Origin of the sequence: Streptosporangium roseum DSM 43021, from assembly GCF_000024865.1 — a bacterium.
Taxonomy (GTDB): domain Bacteria; phylum Actinomycetota; class Actinomycetes; order Streptosporangiales; family Streptosporangiaceae; genus Streptosporangium; species Streptosporangium roseum.
Map to the genome: position 1 here is coordinate 5,673,277 of NC_013595.1, position 19,694 is coordinate 5,692,970.

Below are 19,694 nucleotides of genomic sequence, written 5' to 3' on the forward strand. Positions count from 1 at the left end.
CGCGGTCACGAGCGGGCCTGAAGGAGCGAGGCGGCGAGCGCGGCCAGGCGGTCGCGGGGACCGCCGGCGGGCAGCTCGTCCAGGGCGGCGAGCGCCCGGTCGTGCCAGTCGGCGGCCAGCCGTGCCGCGGCCTCCAGCCCGCCACGGGCCTCGACGAGGGAGTACACCTCGGGCATGTCGCTGGTGCCGAACGACGGCGACAGCAGCAGCGTGGCGAGCTCTCCGCCGCTGTCGGCGCGGAGCGCGTACAGGGTGGGGGCGCCGAACAGGCCCAGCGCGTGGTCGGTGCCGACCGGCTTGCCCGAGTGGTTCGGGCGCAGGTCCAGGCAGTCGTCGAGGATCTGGAACGTGACGCCGAGCGCCGTGCCGAACCGGACGAGCGCGTCCGCCTCTCCGTGGCCGGACCGGGCCTCCGCGGCGCCGAGCAGGCAGCAGAGCCGGAACAGCTCGGCGGTCTTGCTCTGCACCAGCTCCAGGTAGGCGGGCAGGGGGAAGGCGGTGTCGAAGGCACGCTCGACGTCGAGCAGCTCACCGTAGGCGAGCTTGGCGACAGCCATGCTCACGGCCCCGGCGACGCCCTCTCCGAGGTCGGCGGCCTCCGTGCCCACCAGCGCGAAGCAGGCCAGCCCGGCGAGCATGGCCTGTTCGGTGCCGACGGCCGTATGCGCGGCCGGCGCTCCCCGGCGGGTCTCCGCCTCGTCGATGACGTCGTCGTGCAGGAGCGAGGCCAGGTGGATCAGTTCCACCAGGGCGCCCAGGCGTACCAGCCGGTCGTGGTCGGCCGTGCCGAAGCCCGCGCCGGCCGCCAGCAGCCGTGGCCGGACGAACTTGCCCGGCCCGGCGGCGAGCGTACGCACCGGGGCCCGGACCGGTTCCGGCAGGCCATCGGCCAGGCGGAGGAGCCGGTCGGTCACCTGGGAGGTGAAATCGGACACGAACCCGGGTGGTACGGAATCAGTGGCAGCGGTCGTCATCGCGGTAGTTCGATGGGTCCGTTCGTCTCGATGGTGGGCACCTTGGCGATCTCGTCGTAGACGAGCCGGTAGAGGTCGTGGCCGTTCATGTACTCCAGGACCTGGCGGCGGTTCATGCCCAGGGTGGGCATCAGCGCCTTCTCGTAGAGGGTGTAGGCGAGCTGGGTCTCCTGCGGGGTCAGCACCGTCTGGGCCAGGCCGTTGATGACGAAGATGGAGTCGTCGAGGTGCTCCTGCGCGACGACGGCGGTCGAGTTCGGGTCGGCCAGGACCGTGGCCATGAAGTCGTGGTACTTCGTGTAGTACTGCGAGGCGTAGGAGCGCTCGTTCCCCGTGGCCTGCTTCCCCTGCAGCCGGTCGATCACCGCCTGCTGGTTGATGTAGGGGATGCGGACCAGGAGCCTGCCGACCAGGCTCTGGGCGAGGAAGTTGTCCCGGAGGTCGTCGGCGAGGTCGTTGTCCCCCGTCAGCGGCAGGCCGTAATAGCTTCCGACGCTCCCCAGCAGCGGGCACGAGCTGTTGTCCTCGGGCTCGACCAGCGTGTTGCCGTCCCCGCCGTGGAACACCGCCGACCCGGAGTCGCCGGCGAGGCCGAAGCGATCGGTGAGGGCGAGATCGGTGTAGAGGACCATCCCGATGGGGGTCAGGATCAACGACTCGACGCCGATGGCGGTGATCATGCTGGAGGTGTAGCCCGAGGTCCGGCCCACCTTCTCGATGTTCATGAACGGCTCGGGGACCTTCACCGCCTCAGGAGGAGCGGCTGCCACCCTGCCGTCCGGGGCGGAAACGGCGGGCACCACGTTGAGAGCGTTGAGCGCGAGGTCGATCCTGGTGATCACGCCGGTCCCGTGGTCGTCACCGCCGGTGAAGATGCCGACGGCCGGGTGCTTGACCCCCAGCGGTGGCATGCGGTCGAGAGCGGGCTGCAGGGACAGGTTCATCTGGTCGACGAGCTGGGCGATGGCGGCGTCGATCTTCGTTCCGGCCGTGGTGATGGGGACCCAGCGCTTCAGCGTGGCGATCGTGTCCTTCGCCGCCGTGCCGCCGTCGTGGACCCCCGGCTGGATGATCTTCTCGCCTTTGACGCCCTCCCCCATGCGGGCCATCACGTGGTTGTTGGACATCAGACAGACCGTGCCGTCCGTCTTGTCGAGAACGAACAGCCCGAGCGTCCCCGCGGTGTCGCCGTCCAGGGGGTTGGAGATGCTGCAGCCCGGCCGTGGCGGCCGCATGCGTCCGGTGACCCCCACTACGGCCGCCGGCGTCACCTCCTGTGCGGGATCACTGACGCGGTCCATCCGGAACGGGCCGGCCTCGATCACGTCGACCTCGCAGGGACTCCCGTCCACCTCGACGGTTCTCGGCAGCAGGCGGCGGTTGGACACGAGCGCCTCGGGGCGCTTCTTGGCGACCAGGACCACGACCACAGGCTCATCGGTCCACTGCCCGTCGCGGCGGCGGAAGCCGATGCCGGCCCCGGTGACGTTGGGATCGGCGCCGAAGCTGTCGAGGATCTTCCGCTTGCCCCGGTGCAGCCGGGCCTCGGTGTCCTGGTTGAACTTCATCGTGTCTCCAGGTGCCGCAGGACGGACGGCTGCACGCCGCGGTCGTGAAGGTGAGCCAGTCCGCCGATCCACACGGTCGCGGGGCTGTCGGAGGCGGGGTCGAGATGGCGGGAGACGGTGGCCGCGCCCAGTGCGGCCACCGCGACCAGGGCCTGCCGCTCAGCGGGCGCCGCCGTGGCGGCGGCCCGGCCGATGCCCGCGAGCAGCGCCGGACGCGGCGCGGCCAGGAGGCCCTGGGAGATCAGGAGGTCCGCTCCGGCGCGGATCGCCGCCAGCCGGGCCGGTTGCAGCCTGACCTCGGCGTCCCGTAGCCGGGAGACGGTGACACGGCTGCTCGCCGTACCGGGCTCGCCGAAGCTCGGGACCTCGATCGGGTAGATCGCTCCGGCCTTGGCCACCTGCAGCACCATCTCCCGCTGCTGGGGCGACAACGCCTCGGCGGCGGCGGCAGGGGTGGGCAGGGCCATGCCGATGATCAGGGTGGAGCCCGCTGCGCCCGACGCGCGGAGCATGGTCCGCCGTGTCACAGTGGCCGGTCGAGGGGGTTGGTTGCGCATCAGCCGCTGTCTCTTTCCTGGCGGTACATGGAACGAAGGGCGCTGCTTCTTGATCATCGGCAACGTATCGGGGCCGGAGTTTTTGATCAAGAGATATCGACAACCGACTTGTGCTGAATTTTCAGGATGGTGTCATGGAGGGGATGGTGATCCGCGCAGCGGCGGCGATGTCGGTTGCGAAACCCTCGATGGAGCCGACGTCGGCGCGTCCGGCTTCCGACCTGGCGTCCGCAGAAGGAGTATGGGCGCCGATGCTCCGAAGAGGACGAAAGCCCCTATCGAGGGCAGGCGTCCTCCTCTACCCGGGGAAGTCCTCGCGGGGCACCCTGGAGTCACACGCTGACGCCGAGGGATCACATCATGTGCAATTACTGTGGCTGCCGGGACTTTCCGCTGATCGGGCGGCTCTCCGAGGAGCACTGGCAGATCGAGGAGACCGCCGGGGCACTGCGCCGGGCTATCGGCGAGAGCCGGTACGGCGATGCCGCGCTTCTGCTCGATGAGCTGCTTGCTCAGCTCGTCCCGCATACCGCCCTCGAGGAGAGCGGCCTGTTCGCCGAGCTGCGCGCCGAGGGGGCACTGGCGGGGGCGGTGGACCGGCTCTGCGGTGAACACGATGAGATCCACGGGGTGTTCGGCGCAATCGACCGCGCGGCGCCGGACTGGCCCGCCGTGCTGGAGGCGATCGGGAAGTTGCACCGGCACATCGACAGCGAGGAGCACGGCCTGTTTCCCGCCTCGGTGATCATGCTGTCGATCTCCGCCTGGGACCGCATCACCCCAGAGCCCGCGGCTGGAGGGTGAGCATGCCCGTCTCCCGGAAGGCGCACGGTCTTTCGCCCCCGATGAGCGTGCGCCTTCCGGGAGACGGGGTGTGAGGGCCGATCGCACTGCAGGGCATGCTCGCCCCCTGCTGAGGCCCGCCGGTGACCGCCGCTCGCGGATCGGACGGCGGCCACCGGCGGGCAGGTGGCCGAGCCCCCATCCCGCGCCGGCTCTGCTGCACACGTTGACGTGCCGCACGGGACGATGTCCGGCGGCCTGTTACCGGCACCGGTCTCATGATCCGCAGGTCGAGGGGCGGTCCACCTACGTCAAAGACCGCTCCTCAGTGGGGGGTGTGCCCCGTGCGATCGCCCCGACGGCATCCGGCCCCACCGATGTAGTACGCGTTCAATATGTTTCCGTAATAGCCCAGCAGCGTGTTGCCGGGGCCGACGCAGAGGTGGTAATCGTTCGTGCTACCGCCCCCACTGACGTCGACGTGCACGAGGACGGTCGTCGGCCCGCAATGGCCGTAAACGGCGAATCGCGTCTCCCTCACCTGGTTGATGAAGAAACCGCATCGGGGAGCGTCCGCGCTTTCCTGCTGAACCGTCAGGACATTTGCCGGCGCGGCGTGGGCCGGGCTTGCCGAAGTCGCCATCATGCCTGCTACGAGCACGGCCGAGGCCACCGCGGAAACGGCTCGTAGCCGTGACCGATCAGTGGTGGAATCCAGGATCACCATGGATTCGAATGTACGCGAGAGTTTCCATATGCACAGAGAGTTTCGACATCACAATTCCTTTTTTCAGGCCGATATCATTGGCTTTGCGGTAAATTGCGAGACCGCTGCTTAACTTGAAACAACGAGGCGGTCGCCTTCGGGGCCGACCACGCGCTGATGCGAGTACCGCCGGCGCCACGGCCACCGGCGCTTCCCGGTCTCGCCCCGCCCTGGAAATGATCGGCACCGGAAAATACGGACCGGCTCGGCAGCGATCCGAGCCGTTCGACGCCCAGCGTGCGCTCGCGGTCGGACTGGTCGGCGATGTGGTGGACGACGCCCGGGAGCGGGCCCAGGAGCTGCTCGCACAGCCGCCGTGCTCGGCCTGGGCCAAGGCGAGCACCAACCGCCTCGAACACCACGAAACGGCACGACCAAAAGAAATCGCTGAAGTCGCGTAATCCAGGCGAGTGGATGGACTCCTTCCTCAGTGAGTGAAAGGAGCTCGGATTGAGCAAGATGAGATCTACTCTCGTGCTGCTGCTGTTGTCGATGGGCGGGGCGGTTCTGGCAGCGCCGTTGCCCGCCGTGGCAGCGGCTCCGGCGGCCCAGTCGCGGTTCGCCTGTGACGAGGTGGATGCCAAGGACAAGGGCTGGGTGCTGCCGATCTATGTCCACCAGCCCGGGCAGGACGCCTGGGAGGACGACAGCGCCGCCCTGCTGAACACCATCTGGGAGACCGACCAGACGGTCGACTCGAGCGCGGAGCGGTTCGGGGGCTCCCGGCGGCTCCGGTTCGTGCAGGACGGTGACTGCCGTCCGGTGGTGGCGAAACTGCCGTTCACCAAGGGCCGCAACCGGGCCGAGATGGGCAAGGCGATGGCGGAGAACCTCGCCTCCCAGCCTGCCCTGGTGCGTACGCTCTGGCAGACCAACCGGGTCAAGCCGTTGTACTTCGTCAGGGACAACGAGATCACGGACTCCTGCACGGGCGGCGGCGCCAACGCCGGGCTGAGCACCGGCAACGTCATCCTCCCGCGCTGGTGCTGGAGCGAGGCCGGGCTCACCCACGAGCTGATCCACAGCTTCGGGCTCTCGCACTGCGACGGGGGCGGCGTGAACGGCAACGACCCGGTCTGCCGGAACATGGGCACCCGGAAGGAGTGCACGAGCGACCTCGCGGCCAACTACCACCTTGACTCGTGCCGGATCGACGAATTCCGCTACTTCGAGCCGACGCCGGTACGGCAGCCCGAGCTGGAGAAGATCAGGAACGTCGCGTTCAGCCCGTACCTGATCCAGAACCAGCCGAGCCCGGTGTGGCAGTTCCGCATCAAGGTGGTGGACAGCGGCAGATGCCTCGACGCAAGCGCGGCGCAGGTCGTGCAGCGCGCGTGTACGGACAGCTCCGCGCAGACGTGGCAGCGCAGCATCGACGACGACGGCTACCTCACCATCCGCAACGCGGCGAACGGCCGCTGCCTCACCATGGCGGACACCGTCGTGACCGGCCCGTGCGCGAAGAAGGACAAGTCGCAGCAGTGGCTGCCGCAGGCTGGTCAGGACAGGACCAACTTCGCCGGCCGCGCCGGTGGGAAGCTGTCCGTCAAGGACAACCGTGACGGCGGAGCGGTGGTGCGCGACGGCAAGGGTGAGTTCGTGACCGAGCTGCTGGGCGGCCTGGCCTCCTCGCCCACCCAGCCGAACACCCCGGCCCCGACGGCCACGTCGCAGCCGACCGCGGAGCCGACCGCAAGGCCGACCCCCAGGCCGACCGCGGCACCGACCTCCGCTCCGGAGGCGGCCGTCACGCCGGGCCCGGTCGAGTCGCTCGACCCCGCCAAAACTCCTGCGCAGGGCCGGAACGTCCAGTTCAAGAGCGCGTACGGCACCTGCCTGACCGCGTCCGGCACCAGGGTGCGCCTCGGCGCCTGCGACACCAGGTGGAACGTCGTGACGGTCGGCAAGCACGTGCAGGTACGCCACCAGAACCGATGCATGGCGCTCGGCAAGGTCAGCGGTGGCAAGCGCTCGGTCGTCCTGGCCAAGTGCGGCACGGCCGCCAAGGGGCAGCGCTGGTTGCTCGAGAAGGCCGGCGGCTCGGTCACGCTGAAGAGCGCGACCACAAAGGCCACCCGGCTCATCGCCTTCACCGCCAAGCCTGCCAGCGTCTACGCCAAAGCCGCGTACCAGAAGAATTCCATCAAATTTATAATCAGATAAATGATCGAACCGGAAAGTGAGGACCCGGCCCTGACCCTACTGGTCAGGGCCGGGGACGACCGTGCCGCCTCCGAGTTGTACGAGCGGCACTACCCGGCCGTCATCGCTTTCGCCCGCCGCCTGTGCCAGGACCTGCACACCGCCGAGGACCTGGCGAGCGAGGCGTTCGCGCGGACCCTGCGCACCGTCCGGAACGGCCCGGCTGGTCCGACCGGTGACTGGCGTCCCTACCTGTACGCGGTGGTCCGCAACACGGCGGCGGAGTGGGCACGCTCCGATCAGCGGTTCGTCCTGACCGACGAGTTCCGCGAGGACGATCTCACGACGGCCGCGCCGGAGCCGCCGGACGATCTCGTGACCCGCGCCTACCGCTCGCTGCCGCCACGCTGGCAGACCGTGCTCTGGCACACCCTGATCGAGGACGAGGAGCCCGAACGGGTCGCGAAGATCCTCGGCATCACTCCCGGCAACGTCGGCGTGCTGGCCTTCCGCGCCCGCGAGGGACTGCGCAAGGCGTACCTGGCCGCGCACGTATCCAGCGCGTCACCCCGCTGCCAGGAGTACGCGGAGCCGCTGGCGGCGATCGTGCGCAAGAGAAGCGGCCGCCTTCCGCGGGCGCTGCGCGCGCACCTGGAATCCTGCGCGGGCTGTGCCCGGGCACACACGGAGCTGCTCGACCTCAACGCCACACTCCGCGCAGCGCTGCCGATCGCACTGTTCCCGCTCGCCCTGGGAGCGGGGAAGTGGACCGCGGCGGGAGCGGGGACGCCGGGCACGGCAGGGGCTGGGACATCAGCCGGGGCGGGGACCGGGAAGTCGGCCGCCGCGCAGAAGGGTGCCGCGACGCCGGGCTGGGCGATCCCGGTGTCGGGAGCGGCGGCGATCGTCGCCGCCGCCGTGGCCGTGTTCAGCCTGTCATGGGACCCGGCACCCTCCCCGCCTACGCAGGCCGCCGCCCCCGCGCCGAGCGCGTCACCCACCCCGGAGCCCATCCCGAAGCCCACCCGCGTGAAGACCCGGGCGCCCGCCCGCGAGAAAGCCCCGGCCATCCGCGTGACGACGCCGAGACCTGCGTCGCAGTCCCCCCGCAAGCCCACTCCCCAGCCGGGCACCCGGATCGCCCACGCGGGCCGATGTGCCGGCGCGGCGGGCGGGCTGGTGGCGCTGCCGTGCGCCGACCCGCGTACGGCCTGGCGTACGCGGGGCGGTGCCCAGCGGTTCCAGCTCGTCAACGTCGCCAGCGGCCGCTGCCTGGCCGCCGGCGAGCAGTACGACACCGTCGCCTTCAACGGCGGCGGCATGCTCGCGGTCCGGCTCCAGCCCTGCTCCTCCGCCCCGGCCCAGCGCTGGCACCGCCCGGCCTTCAGCGACGGCGTGCGCCGGCTGGTGAGCGTCCCTTCCGGCAAGGCGCTGTCCATCGGCAAGGAGTTCGCCGGCAAGCGTCCGCCGACGGCGTTCATCCTCTACGGTCCCTACACCGGCTCAGCCGATCAGCGCATCACCCTCGTGGACGGCTGACCCGCGAGGGCGTGCGGGGCGGCGACGGTGGTGCCGGCGAGGGAGAGGAGTCCGACGGCCGGCTCCGAGAGGGGACGCCCGCGGGCGGGTCGGCGGTGGCCGAGACCGCCTGCAGTGCCGGATCCGCCGACAGCTCCCACCTGACCCGCGCCTGCCGGGAGATGTTCGGCCTGGCCCCCTCGCACCTACCGCACACCATTCGCCCCAGCCCAGCCGACGCCGCCTGAGTCCGGCACGGCCTGTGACAGCTCTGCGAAAAGCGCTTGTGTCGCGTATCCGGTGCCGCGTTGTCACAGATCGGAGTGCTGCCCTGTCTTTCAGGCAGGACAGACTCACGGAACGACAGGAGCGAGACCTTGCCACCAGCCGGCACCACCATCCGAATCCGCGGCCGGATGAGCGCCCGTCCCATCGACGAGCCGCACCGCGCATCGAGCCAGCTTGAGCTCCTGTTCGACCTCACCTTCGTGGTCGCGGTCGCGGCCGTCACCGCCCAGCTCGCGCACGGCATCGCGGACGGTCATGGACTCGCCGGACTGATCCCGTTCCTGCAGGTGTTCTTCGCGATCTGGTGGGCGTGGATGAACTTCACGTGGTTCGCCTCGTCCTACGACACCGACGATGTCGCCTACCGGCTGCTGACCATGGTGCAGATGGCCGGCGTACTGGTCCTTGCCGCCGGTGTGCCTGCCGCGGCCGGTCACGCCGATTACGGTGTCGTCACGCTGGGCTACCTCATCATGAGGATCGGTCTCGTCGCCCAGTGGTTGCGGGCCGGTCTCGAGGACCCGGCGAGCCGTCGCACCGCGCTGCGCTACGCCGCCGGCATCACCGTCGTGCAGATGGGCTGGGTGCTCCGCCTCTTCCTGGCAGATGCGGGCGTCCTGCCCTCATCCTCCCAGCTGCCGTTGTTCGCCTGCCTGGTCGTCTTGGAACTCGCGGTGCCACGGTGGGCGGAGCGGGCCAGGGCCACCAACTGGCACCCGCACCACATCGCCGAGCGCTACGGCCTGTTCACGATCATTCTGCTCGGTGAGAGTGTCCTGGCCGCGAGCAGAGGAGTCGAAAAGGCGCTCGAAGCGGACCAGATCAGTGGCCCGTTCGTCGTCATCGCCGGCTGCGGCCTCGTCCTGCTGTTCGCTCTTTGGTGGCTGTACTTCCTCGTACCGGCGGGGGAAGGTCTCAGTGACCGCCGCCATCGGTCCTACCTGTGGGGTTACAGCCACTACGGCATCTTCGCGGCGCTGGCGGCCCTCGGCGCCGGGCTCGAGGTGGCGGTGGAGCAGAGCGGGCACGACGTTGCGGCATCACCGCTGGTACTCGGCTACGCCGTCGCCATCCCGGTCGGCCTGTATCTCGCCCTGCTATGGGCGGTACATGCGCTTGTTGTCGCAGAGCCCGTCATCTTCCCCACTGCGGTTCTGGGCTGCGTCACCGTCATCTTGTCGCTGCCGCTCGCGACGCCCTGGATCGGCATGGCCGCCGTGGTCGCGGCGATCGCAGCCGTCTGCGTCCTGCTGGTCGCTTTCACGATCTGGACCGCAGCCGTCGGGGTCCGCGCTGGAGCACGTCGTCATGGCCCGCCATCCACCGGCTCCGGCGAGTCCTGAGGCAGACCGAGCCCGGTGATCTTGGCCGGGTTCATCATCCACAGCACCTGGTCGATGCCCTGCGCCGAGGCGTTGACCGTGAGGACCGCGAAGACCTGTCCGTCGCGGCTGAGCAGAGCTGAGGTCTGGCCGTTCGTGGCCGCCCAGGCCACGTCGACTCCGGCCCAGAAGTGGTCCGCGAACGCCTTGACGTACTTCGCGACCCGCGACGCGCCCGCCACGGGGAAACGAGAGGCACGCACGCTGCCTCCTCCGTCCGAGTAGCTGGTCACGTCCGCGGCGAAGAGCTGTTCCAGGGCGATCAGGTCGCCGGAGCGGGCGGCGGTGACGAAGGCCGTCAGCAGTCTGCGTTGTTCGGCGCCGGTCACGGGCGTGCGACGCTCGACGAGCACGTGCTTGCGGGCCCTGCTGACCAGCTGGCGTACGGCCGGCTCGTTGAGCTGGATGATGTCGGCGATCTGCCGGTAGGGGTAGTCGAACGCCTCGCGCAGCACGTAGGCCGCCCGTTCGGTGGGCGAAAGCCGCTCCAGGAGCAGCAGCACCGCGAACTCCAGGGCCTCGCTCCGCTCGGCGCCGAGATAGGGATCCGCGCCGGTGTCGACGGGTTCGGGAAGCCACGGGCCGATGTAGGTCTCGCGGCGGACGCGCGCGGACTGGGCTGCGTTGATGGCCAGCCGCGTGGTCGTCGTCGCCAGGAACGCGGCCGGGCTGTCCACCTTGGCGCGGTCATAGCCCTGCCAGCGCAGCCAGACCTCCTGCACCAGATCCTCGGCTTCGGCCGCGCTTCCCAGCATCCGGTACGCGATCCCGAACAGGCGCGGCCGCACACCGGCGAACACCGCCACGGCCCGCTCAAGATCTTCCGGACTGCCTGATCCGGCATCCGCCATCGCCATCGCCCCCTGCCGGGCCGATGCCCCGCGCTCCGTCGGCAGGCCCGTTCTCCGGCCCCATCCTGGACTGCCACCGCCGTCTACCCGCTTGAGCAGCAAGGGTAGCCCAGCGGCAGACAACAGTTTCCGGGAGATTTCCCCCGGCGGAGCGGCCGGCCGGCTTCCGAACGATCCGCTGCCGGTTCATCCTCGTCGCAGGTCAGAGGGGACGTCCAGCGCAGAAATCTTGATCGTTGTCGATGGCGTCATCCGCGGCCTGAGAAAAGAATCTCGCGGCAGCTGTCACAAGCCGGGAGGCTGCCCGGTCTTAGCTGGCGACCGGTTGGCAGCAGATGCCCCGGCGGACAGAGAAGGTTTTCCATGAAGATCGTGGTAATCGGCGGAACCGGCCTGATCGGATCGAAGCTCGTGACGGAGCTGGGCGAGCACGGTCACGAGGCGGTGGCGGCGGCGCCGAACACCGGCGTCAACACCCTCACCGGCGAAGGGCTGGCCGACGTGCTGGCAGGTGCGCAGGTGGTGATCGACGTGTCGAACTCGCCGTCGTTCGAGGAGAAGGCGGTGCTGGAGTTCTTCGAGACCTCCACCCGCAACCTGCTCGCCGCGGAGGCGGCGGCGGGCGTCGGCCACCACGTCGCGCTTTCGGTCGTGGGAACGGAGCGGCCGCCCGGGAACGCCTACTTCCGGGCGAAGATCGCCCAGGAGCAGCTGATCGAGAAGTCGCCGATCCCGTTCTCGCTCGTGCACGCCACCCAGTTCTTCGAGTTCGTCCGGAGAATCGCCGACGAGGCCACGGACGGCGGCAAGGTGCGGATGGCGCCCGTGCTGTTCCAGCCCATCGCGGGCGACGAGGTCGCGCAGGCGCTCGGCCGGGTCTCGGTGGGGACGCCGTTGAACGGCAGAGTCGAGGTGGCCGGACCCGAGCAGGTCAGGATGGACGAGTTCTTCCGCGACGTGCTGGCCTCCTGGGGCGATCCGCGCGAGGTGGTCACCGACCCGCACGCGCACTACTTCGGAGCCGAGCTGCTCGAACGGTCGCTGGTGCCGGATGACGGCGCCACCCTCGGCCGGATCCGCTACCGCGACTGGTCCGCCCGGAACGCGGCCGGCAAGTAGCGCCCCGGCCCGGCAGATCGTCCAGCCCAACGGCGCGCCGCTGTCCTGGACGCGACGCGCCGAGCCGGTCGCCTCGGTCGTCGCGACCCGCCACCGCACCGACCCCGCCTGCCCGCCGGCCGCTCACCGGGGTGAGCGCTTCACCCGCCTGTCCGCCTCCGGCCGGATCACTGTGCGGCTGATCCGAGCGGTCAGCCGGCCTGCCGGACATCCCCCCAAGCCACGTATGGAGGAAAGATGAGCGCTCCGAACGGCGAGAACGACTTCCTGTACGAGCTCAAGGTCGAGCTCGTACAGGAGGTGACCTTGGCCGAGTCGAGCAACCCGGGAGAGGCCATGGGCCTGCCGGTCACCGAGTGGCTGTTCGACCCGACGGACGTCGAGCGCGAGGAAATCGGCCTGCGGGGTCTGCTCGGGGCGGTCGAGGCGCTGGAGGGCGATGATCGGCCCGACGATCAAGGCGTGGCACATGCCTGACACGCCTGCCCAGGACCATCTGGAGGCGGTGGAATCCGCCGCTTCCGACAACCGAGGCAACACACGAATGAACTATCTGGAACCGCAGGGGCCTGCCGCTTCCGGCCCGCAGGCGCGGATCGACACGCTCGACAGCCTCCGTGAGCACCTCCAGTGGGCGATCGAGCTGGAACACGCGACCCTGCCGCCGTACCTGTGCGCGCTGTACTCGCTGGATCCGGAGCGCAACCCGGAAGCCGTCGAAGTGGTGGGCAGCGTCTTCATCGAGGAAATGCTGCATCTGGCGCTGGCCGCGAACCTGCTCAACGCCGTCGGCGGCCACCCGAGGCTGGACACGCCGCAGATGCTCCCGCCCCATCCCCGGCCCCTTCCTCACGGCGACCGCTCGCTGGAGTTGTCGCTGGTTCCCTTCGGTGCGGAAGCGCTTGAGATGTTCCTGCGGATCGAACAGCCGGCACCGCCCGGAGCTGCGGCGGAGGGCGACGGCTACGAGACGATCGGGCAGTTCTACGCCGCGATCGAACAGGGACTGCGCCTGCTGTGCGACCGGCTCGGCGAGCGGGCGGTCTTCTGCGGCGATCCGGCTCGCCAGGTGAACGCCGGCCACTTCGGGCACACCGCCGGGCGCCTGATCGCGGTCGACGGCCTGGACTCCGCGCTGGCGGCACTGGAGAAGATCGTCGAACAGGGCGAGGGCATCGCCCGGGGCGAGGTCTGGGACGGCGACCAGGACGTCTTCCACCCCGAACGGGACGAGGTCGCCCACTACTACCGCTTCCAGGAGCTCAAGCTCGGCCGGCGCTACCGGCGCGGCGACACCCCGCAGACCGGGCCCACCGGCGAGGCGATCTCCGTGGACCTAGCCGGCGTGCGTCCGATGCGGCGCAACCCGCGGCCGGCCGACCACGCTCCAGGCAGCGCCATCCACACCGCCCAGGACGAGTTCAACCACACCTACTGCGCCGTCCTGCATCTGCTGGAGCAGGCGTTCAACGGCAGCCCCAAGCTGCTCGCGGTCGCCACCGGCACCATGTACGCGCTCAAAGCCCAGGCCCAGGCCCTGATGCGCATGCCCGACGAAGACGGCACCACGGCCGGCCCCACCTTCGAATACGTGGCCCCCGAACTGCGCCGGTGGAGCGCCGGCGACCGGCAGCGGATCGTCGTCCTGCGCGACGGCCCGTACGTCGTGTACGGCGGCGTCCCCCTCAGACGCAAACGCAAGATCGTCTCCTCGGAGGCCGACGCGCTGACGTGGCAGACCGGCGAGCCCCTGGAAACCGAGGACACCTACGCGCTGTGCCGCTGCGGCCACTCGGGCTCCAAGCCGTTCTGCGACGGGACCCACGCCCTGATCGGGTTCGACGGCACGGAGACGGCGGGCGTACGGCCGTACAAGGAACTGCAGCACGTGCACGACGGGGCGGGCATCTCGGCCCAGCGGGTGGGAGAGCTGTGCATCCATGCCGCCTTCTGTATCGGCCGGACCAGGCCGATCGCCGCGATGCTCGCCGACACCGGCGACAGCGATGTGCGCTCCAACATCATGGGCCGCATCGACCACTGCCCCTCCGGCTCCTACAGCTACGCCCTGGAGCGCGGCGGCGACACGATCGAGCCCGACCTCCCGCAGGCCGTCTCGGTCCTGGAGGAAGAGCACGGGCTGGCCAGCGCGCTGTGGGTCACCGGCGGAGTGCCTGTCCTGCGGGCGGACGGACGGCCGCTGGAGACCCGTAACCGGATGACGCTGTGCCGCTGCGGCCGTTCCGGAAACAGACCGCTGTGCGACGGCACCCACCGGGAGATCGGCTTCCGGGAGGAGGCGCCGGGCCACGCGGACGGTCACCGGTAAGGCCCGCCGCCTCCCGCCGTCCGTCCGGCAGAGGCAGGCGACGGGCCCGCCGACCACCGCCGCGCCACGAACAGCGGAGAGGCATCATGAGCAGGCGCCTCCCGGAGCCGGCGGCGCAGGAGTTCGCCGACGCGACCGCCAGATCCATGGAACAGGCGAGCGCCCTCGAAGAGGCCGCTTCCGCCTCCGTTCCGCTGCGCCCACGCCTGTTCGGGATCGCCTGTCGGCTGCTCGGCAGCGCGGCAGAAGCCGAGGCCATCCTTCGGGAAGTCTGGTTCCGCCGGCGGAACACCGACCGCTCAACCGTCGAAAACCCCTCGGCCTTCAACGTCCACCCCGGTTCATACCGCTTCTGCGGCCGCGGCGGATTGCAGGCCGGCCAGCAGATCGGGCAACTGGCCGGTCGCGGCAGCCAGCGCCAGCATGTCCTGGTACTCGCGCCAGTGCGCGATCTGGCCGTCGCGGACCTTGAGTACGCCGATGAAGGGAGCCGAGGCGCGCTGCCCGGTGGCCGGATCGGTCCCGGACAGCTCGTATTCGGTGATGATCATGTCGGGGTCGGTGGTCTCGTGTACCACGACCTTCCCCACTTCCAGGCGTACCGGCAGGGCGGCCCGGCCGGCTCGGGCGAAGGTGAGGAACTGCTCGCGTCCGACGAAGCGGCGTGGCCTGCCTGGTGGGGCGAACGGTGTCTCGACGACGACGTCCTCGGCCCATAGTTCATCGTCGAGGTGGTCGGCATCCGTGGTCGCGCTCATCCCCCGATGGAGACGCGCGAGTACCTCGCGCGGGCTGGCGGTGGGTGCGGTCATCGCGGTTCCCCTCACTGGGCGGCAAGTAAGATGAGTGACCACTCATGATTCCGAAAATAATGAGTCATCACTCACCTTGTCAACGGAGCCCCGACGATGCCCCCAACCGACGATCCGACGCCGCTGCGCGCCGACGCCCGGCGCAACCGGGAACGCATTCTCATCGCCGCCGAGGCCGTCTTCGCCGAGCAGGGCGCTTCCGCCTCGACCGAGGAGGTCGCCGCTCGGGCGGGCGTCGCGATCGGCACCGTCTTCCGGCACTTTCCCACCAAAAACGACCTGCTCAGCGCAATCATCAAAGACCTCATGCGACGGCTCACCGAAGAGGCGGACGCCCTCGCCGACCACGGAGACCCCGAAACGGCGCTGTTCACGTTCTTCAACCGGATGGTCGAGCAAGCCGTGGCGAAGAAGACGGTCGCCGATCTGCTGTCGGGTGTCGGGATCGACATGCGGGTCGCCAAACCCGTTCAGACCTTCCAGGAAGCGATCGGGGCGCTACTGGCTCGCGCCCAGCAGGCCGGCACAGTGCGCCAGGAGATCCGCCTGGACGAGGTGATCGCCCTGCTTGCCGCCACCTGCCAGGCGGCGCTGCACGCCGGCTGGGAACCGGATCTGCAGCGCCGCACCCTGGCGATCGTCTTCGAAGGGTTGCGGCCGAAGGGCGGGCGACTCCCGGGGATGGACAGCGCCTGACAAAGCCATCCGCCGCCCGGACGCATCCTCGGCGGCAGTCCCGCCGGGCAGGCCCCGAGCTCCTCCGGCGCCGCCCCGGTGGCGTACGCCGCCGGCTGTCCGTCGGCTGCCCCGGCTCGCACCTACGAGACGGAAACCGTCGTCGGCGCCCTGCACGCCCGAGGGGCTCCGAGGTGGTGACGCCGCCGGCGGGTCAGACGATGTCATCGCCGAAGGCGGCGGCGAGCGCCTTCGCGATCACGTCGGGCAGCTCGGTCCGCCCGTCGTCCTCGGCCCAGCGCACCAATGCCGCGTGCAGGGCGGCCAGGCAGGCACTGGCCGCCACCTGGGCCCGGAACGCCGTGTCGGGATCGGCGGCATCGTCCCCGAGGGCATCGACGATCGCCTGCTGAAGGGCGTAGTGGTTGTCCAGGTGCTTGGCCCGCAAGGCCGGCGTCGAGATCATGAGCCGGAGGCGGGCGAGCAGGAACTGCTTGCCCGCCTCCGTGTCGTCTCCGTGGCCGCCACCGGTCAACGTCGCGGCCGAGTCGATGAGCGCGCCGCCGATGCGGCGGACCAGGGGCTGCGCGGCGGACGACGCGACGATCCGCTCGGCGACGAGCCGACCGTGCTGGTCGACGAGCACGAGGTCCTCTTTCGTGGGGAAGTGCCGGTACACGGTCATGGGCGACACGCCCGCGGCTTCGGCGACGTCGGTCACGGTCGTGGCGTCGTATCCGCGCCCGGTGAACAGCCGTACCGCGTGCGCCTGAATCATGCGCTGCGTCTCGGCTCGTCGTTGCGCTCGCAGTGTTGAGTGCTGGTCGGGCATGTGGTAGACACTACCACCATGGTAGTTACTACCAGATTGGTAGTAACTAACAGATGGAGGTGGTTGGCATGGGTGATCTGACCGGCAGGACGGCTCTCGTGACCGGAGCATCGCGCGGCATCGGGCAGGCGATCGCGGCCCGGCTGGCGGCGCAGGGGGCAGTGGTCATCGTGCACTTCGGCACGGACAAGGACGGTGCGACGGCGACGGTCGACGCGATCGGACGTGCCGGCGGAACCGCGCTCGCCGTCAGGGCAGAGCTGGGCGTGGACGACGACGTCGAGACGCTCTTCGCGGGAGTCGAGGCCGGCCTGGCCGGGCGGCCGCTCGACATCCTCGTCAACAACGCGGCGGCTGCGCCCGCCGGCCCGCTCGGAGTCACGACGAGGACGGAGTTCGACCACCTCTTCGCGGTGAACGTGCGAGCGCCGTACTTCATCATCCAGCGAGCATTGCCGCTGCTCCGCGACGGTGGCCGCATCGTCACGATCTCGTCCGTGGCGACCCGGATGGCCAACCCCAGCCAGACGTCCTTCGCCATGACGAAGGGCGCGGTCGAGACGATGAGCATGACCCTGGCCAACCAGCTCGGAGTCCGGGGAATCACGGTGAACGCGGTCGCTCCCGGCGCCACCCGGACGGCGACCAACGGAGCGGTCTTCGAAACGCCGGGCCTGGCCGAACTCATCGCCGGAACGACGGCGCTCGATCGCCTGGGCGGGCCCGACGACGTCGCCGACGTAGTCGCGTTCCTCGCCTCCGACGCCGCGCGCTGGATCACCGGCCAGGTCATCGACGCGAGTGGTGGCCTGTTCCTCGGACCGCGCGCCTGATCGCAGACTGTCGACGAGAACTCCTTACGGCCTGTCGCATTGGGTCGGACCGGGGTGTCCTGCCGTGATTGCTCACGGCGGGCTTCCCCGGCCCACCCGCCGTACCCGGCCCGCGTGTCTCCACGGGGTCCGGCCAAGGCGAGCCCGAAAGCCGCAATAAATGATCGTTAAGCGACTTCCGGGCAGGTCGGCGGCCTGCCGGTGTCCCGTCGGAGCCACCGGGACGGCGAGCGGCCCGGCGCGCTGATCATCCAATATCGCGCCGTTCCATCGCGCAATCACGATCTCGAACCCGTGAGCTGCGGGCCGGCCCAGGGATGTTCCCTGGCGGATCGGGCGCGCCGGGCACGGGGTGATCGATCCGGCCGGAGTCAGGCGGCGAAGCGGGCCAGCTCCCACGGGTCGTGGGCGCTGAAGACACTGACCTGGTCGCCGTGGTCGCGAACCAGTTCCCGCAGCCGGGCGTGGGTGCCCAGTCGCAGGTCGTGGTGCACCTCCGAGGTGGTCTGGACGAAGTCGAGCATCGGATGCGGGTGGGGGTTGGGCTGGATTTCGCGGTGGTAGTAGTAGGCGTCGCCCGCGTGCAGCAGCCAGCGGTCGCCGTCCCGGACGGCCACCCCGGTGTGGCCGTGGGTGTGGCCGCCGAGCGGGACCAGCAGGATGTCCGGGAGCCCCTGCACGGGCAGGGCGTCGAACCCGAACCACTGCTCGGCGGGCTGTGTGATGGTGTAGGTGACCCAGTGGGGGCCGTGCGCCCAGTGCGCCGGGCGGTAGCGGAAGCTGGGCGCCTCGGCCAGCGCGGCGTCGAGTTCGGCGGCCATGACGTGGACTTGGGCGTGGGGGAAGTCGGGCAGGCCGCCGCAGTGGTCCACGTCCAGGTGGGTGACGATGACATGCCGCACGTCGGCGGAGGAGTAGCCAAGGCGTTCGATCTGCCGGATGGCGGTCTCCTGCTCGTCGAGCATGGGCTGGGCCATCTCGACCCAGTCTGCGCCCAGGGTGCCTGCGGGGTCGCGCACGTCGTCCAGGCCGAGACCGGTCTCGACCAGCACCAGGCCGTCGGTGTCGGTCTCGATCAGCAGGCAGTGGTTGACCGCGTGCGCGGGCGCCGGTCCGTCATAGGTGGCCTCGATCTCTCGAACTGATCCGCAGTTGAGGTGGTGGATTCGCATGCCGGCAAACTCCTTTATATTACGAACGTTCGTCTTCTTTTGGCGAACGATCGGTAGGTTATGCTCGGTTCATGAGCCCGCGCAAGTCCGTCATCGAAACGGCCGCCACCCGCACCCGCATCATCGAGTGCGCCCTGGCCTCGGCCTCGGCCGAAGGCCTGGAAGGTGTCACGATCGGCCGCCTGGCCGGCGAGCTGGCCATGAGCAAGGCCGGAGTGATCGGCCACTTCGGCACCAAGGAGGTCCTGCAACTGGCCGTCCTCGACACCGCCGTCGACAGGTTCGTCCGGCGGGTGCCCGCGCGGGTGGTGGGCGCGCGGCCGGGCGCCGAACGGCTGGCGCGCGCGTTCGGCGAGTGGTTCGACTACATGGCCGACGACCACAGGGGCTGCTTCCTCACCTCGGTCGCCACCGAGTTCGACGACCGCCCCGGCCCGGTCAGGGACGCCGTCATCGCCGCCCTGTCCCGATGGTCGGCCTACGTCCTGGACGAGCTCGGCACCGCCGTCGACTCCGGCGAGCTTCCCCGCGACACCGACCCCGACCAGCTCGCCTTCGAGCTCAACGGCGTCGCCCTGGCCACCGCGCAGGCCGTACAACTGCACCACGACCCGCTGGCCGCCACCCGCGCCCGCCGCGCGCTGGCCCGCCTCCTGCCCCCGTAAGCACCCGACCGGAAATCGGCGCTTGTACGCTCCGTGACGGCTTACCGCAGCCGACACCTCCTGCCGGCCGTCGCCCTCGACCTTGGCGCCGTGGAGCCGTCGCTGGGCTCGGCCGCGTTCCTCGTCGCGGTCGCCAGCGCAGGCATACATCCAACAGACCCGCGTCACGGTGGCCCGGGAAAGCTCCTACCGCATCCGGGCCGCTGCGGGCATCGACCACCACCGACCCGGCGTTCTCTCAGGGACCTCGGCACGGGTCGAGGTCACAACGCACCCGGCGGCCTGCACCGATCAGCCGACTGTCACCGACGTCGTGACCGATACCGTCGTACGCGGTGGGCCGCCGCTCCGCGAGGAGGTTGTCCGTCAACAGCGGACGATAAGGGGAAAGGGGGAACACCCACTCCTCTCCACTCCTAACTTATAGC

19 protein-coding genes are annotated in these 19,694 nt (G+C 69.9%); 11 read left to right on the top strand and 8 right to left on the bottom strand.

Annotated features, from left to right (window positions below):
* Positions 1–5: 5 nt before the first annotated feature.
* From SROS_RS24890 to SROS_RS24900, 3 genes are read right to left on the bottom strand one after another with little or no spacing between them, the layout of a single operon-like run.
* On the bottom strand, positions 6–935 hold the full coding sequence (locus SROS_RS24890; protein ID WP_218919695.1) for a polyprenyl synthetase family protein: 930 nt from the start codon (positions 933–935) through the stop codon (positions 6–8).
* 35 nt (positions 936–970) lie between these two features.
* Positions 971–2,542, bottom strand: coding sequence for a hypothetical protein (locus SROS_RS24895; RefSeq protein ID WP_012891675.1), 1,572 nt, complete (start codon positions 2,540–2,542; stop codon positions 971–973).
* Positions 2,539–3,054: a hypothetical protein gene (locus SROS_RS24900; protein WP_148269193.1), complete on the bottom strand. Its 516-nt coding sequence runs from the start codon at positions 3,052–3,054 to the stop codon at positions 2,539–2,541. The genes SROS_RS24895 and SROS_RS24900 overlap by 4 nt, the downstream gene beginning before the upstream one ends.
* Before the next feature lie 405 nt (positions 3,055–3,459).
* Between SROS_RS24900 and SROS_RS24905 the strand changes: the two genes are divergently transcribed.
* Positions 3,460–3,903: a hemerythrin domain-containing protein gene (locus SROS_RS24905; protein ID WP_012891677.1), complete on the top strand. Its 444-nt coding sequence runs from the start codon at positions 3,460–3,462 to the stop codon at positions 3,901–3,903.
* Between the two features lie 304 nt (positions 3,904–4,207).
* On the opposite strand, the gene SROS_RS49915 is transcribed toward SROS_RS24905, so the two are convergent.
* The gene (locus SROS_RS49915) at positions 4,208–4,609 is read right to left on the bottom strand and encodes a DUF6355 family natural product biosynthesis protein (protein ID WP_148269194.1); all 402 of its coding nucleotides are present in this window, start codon (positions 4,607–4,609) and stop codon (positions 4,208–4,210) included.
* 215 nt (positions 4,610–4,824) lie between these two features.
* Here SROS_RS49915 and SROS_RS24910 point away from each other — a divergent pair, with 215 nt between their 5' ends.
* The 4 genes from SROS_RS24910 (at position 4,825) to SROS_RS24930 (ending at position 9,939) form a co-directional block, all read left to right on the top strand.
* Complete coding sequence (locus SROS_RS24910; RefSeq protein WP_012891679.1) at positions 4,825–5,049, top strand: hypothetical protein; 225 nt, start codon at positions 4,825–4,827, stop codon at positions 5,047–5,049.
* Between the two features lie 58 nt (positions 5,050–5,107).
* Positions 5,108–6,811 carry a ricin-type beta-trefoil lectin domain protein gene (locus SROS_RS24915; RefSeq protein ID WP_169369372.1) on the top strand — a complete coding sequence of 568 codons (1,704 nt, stop codon included), beginning with the start codon at positions 5,108–5,110 and terminating at the stop codon, positions 6,809–6,811.
* A complete protein-coding gene (locus SROS_RS46180) occupies positions 6,812–8,329 on the top strand; it encodes a sigma-70 family RNA polymerase sigma factor (RefSeq protein WP_012891681.1) in 1,518 nt (505 codons plus the stop codon).
* Positions 8,330–8,724: 395 nt separating this feature from the next.
* Positions 8,725–9,939 (top strand): low temperature requirement protein A, encoded by a 1,215-nt coding sequence (locus SROS_RS24930; RefSeq protein ID WP_043652879.1) that lies wholly within the window; start codon positions 8,725–8,727, stop codon positions 9,937–9,939.
* On the opposite strand, the gene SROS_RS24935 is transcribed toward SROS_RS24930, so the two are convergent.
* Entirely contained in the window at positions 9,903–10,784 is an 882-nt protein-coding gene (locus tag SROS_RS24935; protein WP_245564255.1) for an RNA polymerase sigma-70 factor, read from the bottom strand. The genes SROS_RS24930 and SROS_RS24935 overlap by 37 nt on opposite strands.
* Before the next feature lie 408 nt (positions 10,785–11,192).
* On the opposite strand from SROS_RS24935, the gene SROS_RS24940 reads away from it, so the two are divergent.
* The 3 genes from SROS_RS24940 to SROS_RS47845 all read left to right on the top strand — a co-directional run bounded on the left by SROS_RS24940 (position 11,193) and on the right by SROS_RS47845 (position 14,277).
* The gene (locus SROS_RS24940) at positions 11,193–11,948 is read left to right on the top strand and encodes an SDR family oxidoreductase (RefSeq protein WP_012891684.1); all 756 of its coding nucleotides are present in this window, start codon (positions 11,193–11,195) and stop codon (positions 11,946–11,948) included.
* A gap of 237 nt (positions 11,949–12,185) precedes the next feature.
* Positions 12,186–12,425, top strand: a complete 240-nt coding sequence (locus SROS_RS24945; protein WP_043652882.1) for a hypothetical protein — start codon at positions 12,186–12,188, stop codon at positions 12,423–12,425.
* A complete protein-coding gene (locus SROS_RS47845) occupies positions 12,418–14,277 on the top strand; it encodes a ferritin-like domain-containing protein (RefSeq protein ID WP_148269195.1) in 1,860 nt (619 codons plus the stop codon). Before SROS_RS24945 ends, SROS_RS47845 begins: the two co-directional genes overlap by 8 nt.
* Before the next feature lie 341 nt (positions 14,278–14,618).
* On the opposite strand, the gene SROS_RS24955 is transcribed toward SROS_RS47845, so the two are convergent.
* Positions 14,619–15,089: a nuclear transport factor 2 family protein gene (locus SROS_RS24955; protein WP_012891686.1), complete on the bottom strand. Its 471-nt coding sequence runs from the start codon at positions 15,087–15,089 to the stop codon at positions 14,619–14,621.
* Between the two features lie 96 nt (positions 15,090–15,185).
* Between SROS_RS24955 and SROS_RS24960 the strand changes: the two genes are divergently transcribed.
* Complete coding sequence (locus SROS_RS24960) at positions 15,186–15,785, top strand: TetR/AcrR family transcriptional regulator (RefSeq protein WP_012891687.1); 600 nt, start codon at positions 15,186–15,188, stop codon at positions 15,783–15,785.
* A 193-nt stretch (positions 15,786–15,978) separates the two neighbouring features.
* Here SROS_RS24960 and SROS_RS24965 read toward each other — a convergent pair whose 3' ends face one another.
* The gene (locus SROS_RS24965) at positions 15,979–16,596 is read right to left on the bottom strand and encodes a TetR/AcrR family transcriptional regulator (protein ID WP_012891688.1); all 618 of its coding nucleotides are present in this window, start codon (positions 16,594–16,596) and stop codon (positions 15,979–15,981) included.
* 68 nt (positions 16,597–16,664) lie between these two features.
* Between SROS_RS24965 and SROS_RS24970 the strand changes: the two genes are divergently transcribed.
* Positions 16,665–17,429, top strand: coding sequence for an SDR family oxidoreductase (locus SROS_RS24970; protein WP_012891689.1), 765 nt, complete (start codon positions 16,665–16,667; stop codon positions 17,427–17,429).
* 371 nt (positions 17,430–17,800) lie between these two features.
* On the opposite strand, the gene SROS_RS24975 is transcribed toward SROS_RS24970, so the two are convergent.
* Positions 17,801–18,601 (bottom strand): MBL fold metallo-hydrolase, encoded by an 801-nt coding sequence (locus SROS_RS24975; protein ID WP_012891690.1) that lies wholly within the window; start codon positions 18,599–18,601, stop codon positions 17,801–17,803.
* Positions 18,602–18,672: 71 nt separating this feature from the next.
* Between SROS_RS24975 and SROS_RS24980 the strand changes: the two genes are divergently transcribed.
* Entirely contained in the window at positions 18,673–19,266 is a 594-nt protein-coding gene (locus tag SROS_RS24980; protein WP_012891691.1) for a TetR/AcrR family transcriptional regulator, read from the top strand.
* Positions 19,267–19,694 lie beyond the last annotated feature (428 nt).

Bases quoted from the DNA above. Each gene is read 5' to 3' on its own strand.
- SROS_RS24895 (WP_012891675.1), bottom strand. From the start codon at position 2,542: ATGAAGTTCAACCAGGACACCGAGGCCCGGCTGCACCGGGGCAAGCGG.
- SROS_RS24900 (WP_148269193.1), bottom strand. From the start codon at position 3,054: ATGCTCCGCGCGTCGGGCGCAGCGGGCTCCACCCTGATCATCGGCATG.
- SROS_RS24905 (WP_012891677.1), top strand. From the start codon at position 3,460: ATGTGCAATTACTGTGGCTGCCGGGACTTTCCGCTGATCGGGCGGCTC.
- SROS_RS49915 (WP_148269194.1), bottom strand. From the start codon at position 4,609: ATGGTGATCCTGGATTCCACCACTGATCGGTCACGGCTACGAGCCGTT.
- SROS_RS24910 (WP_012891679.1), top strand. From the start codon at position 4,825: ATGATCGGCACCGGAAAATACGGACCGGCTCGGCAGCGATCCGAGCCG.
- SROS_RS24915 (WP_169369372.1), top strand. From the start codon at position 5,108: ATGAGATCTACTCTCGTGCTGCTGCTGTTGTCGATGGGCGGGGCGGTT.
- SROS_RS46180 (WP_012891681.1), top strand. From the start codon at position 6,812: ATGATCGAACCGGAAAGTGAGGACCCGGCCCTGACCCTACTGGTCAGG.
- SROS_RS24930 (WP_043652879.1), top strand. From the start codon at position 8,725: ATGAGCGCCCGTCCCATCGACGAGCCGCACCGCGCATCGAGCCAGCTT.
- SROS_RS24940 (WP_012891684.1), top strand. From the start codon at position 11,193: ATGAAGATCGTGGTAATCGGCGGAACCGGCCTGATCGGATCGAAGCTC.
- SROS_RS24945 (WP_043652882.1), top strand. From the start codon at position 12,186: ATGAGCGCTCCGAACGGCGAGAACGACTTCCTGTACGAGCTCAAGGTC.
- SROS_RS47845 (WP_148269195.1), top strand. From the start codon at position 12,418: ATGCCTGACACGCCTGCCCAGGACCATCTGGAGGCGGTGGAATCCGCC.
- SROS_RS24955 (WP_012891686.1), bottom strand. From the start codon at position 15,089: ATGACCGCACCCACCGCCAGCCCGCGCGAGGTACTCGCGCGTCTCCAT.
- SROS_RS24960 (WP_012891687.1), top strand. From the start codon at position 15,186: ATGCCCCCAACCGACGATCCGACGCCGCTGCGCGCCGACGCCCGGCGC.
- SROS_RS24965 (WP_012891688.1), bottom strand. From the start codon at position 16,596: ATGCCCGACCAGCACTCAACACTGCGAGCGCAACGACGAGCCGAGACG.
- SROS_RS24970 (WP_012891689.1), top strand. From the start codon at position 16,665: ATGGGTGATCTGACCGGCAGGACGGCTCTCGTGACCGGAGCATCGCGC.
- SROS_RS24975 (WP_012891690.1), bottom strand. From the start codon at position 18,601: ATGCGAATCCACCACCTCAACTGCGGATCAGTTCGAGAGATCGAGGCC.
- SROS_RS24980 (WP_012891691.1), top strand. From the start codon at position 18,673: ATGAGCCCGCGCAAGTCCGTCATCGAAACGGCCGCCACCCGCACCCGC.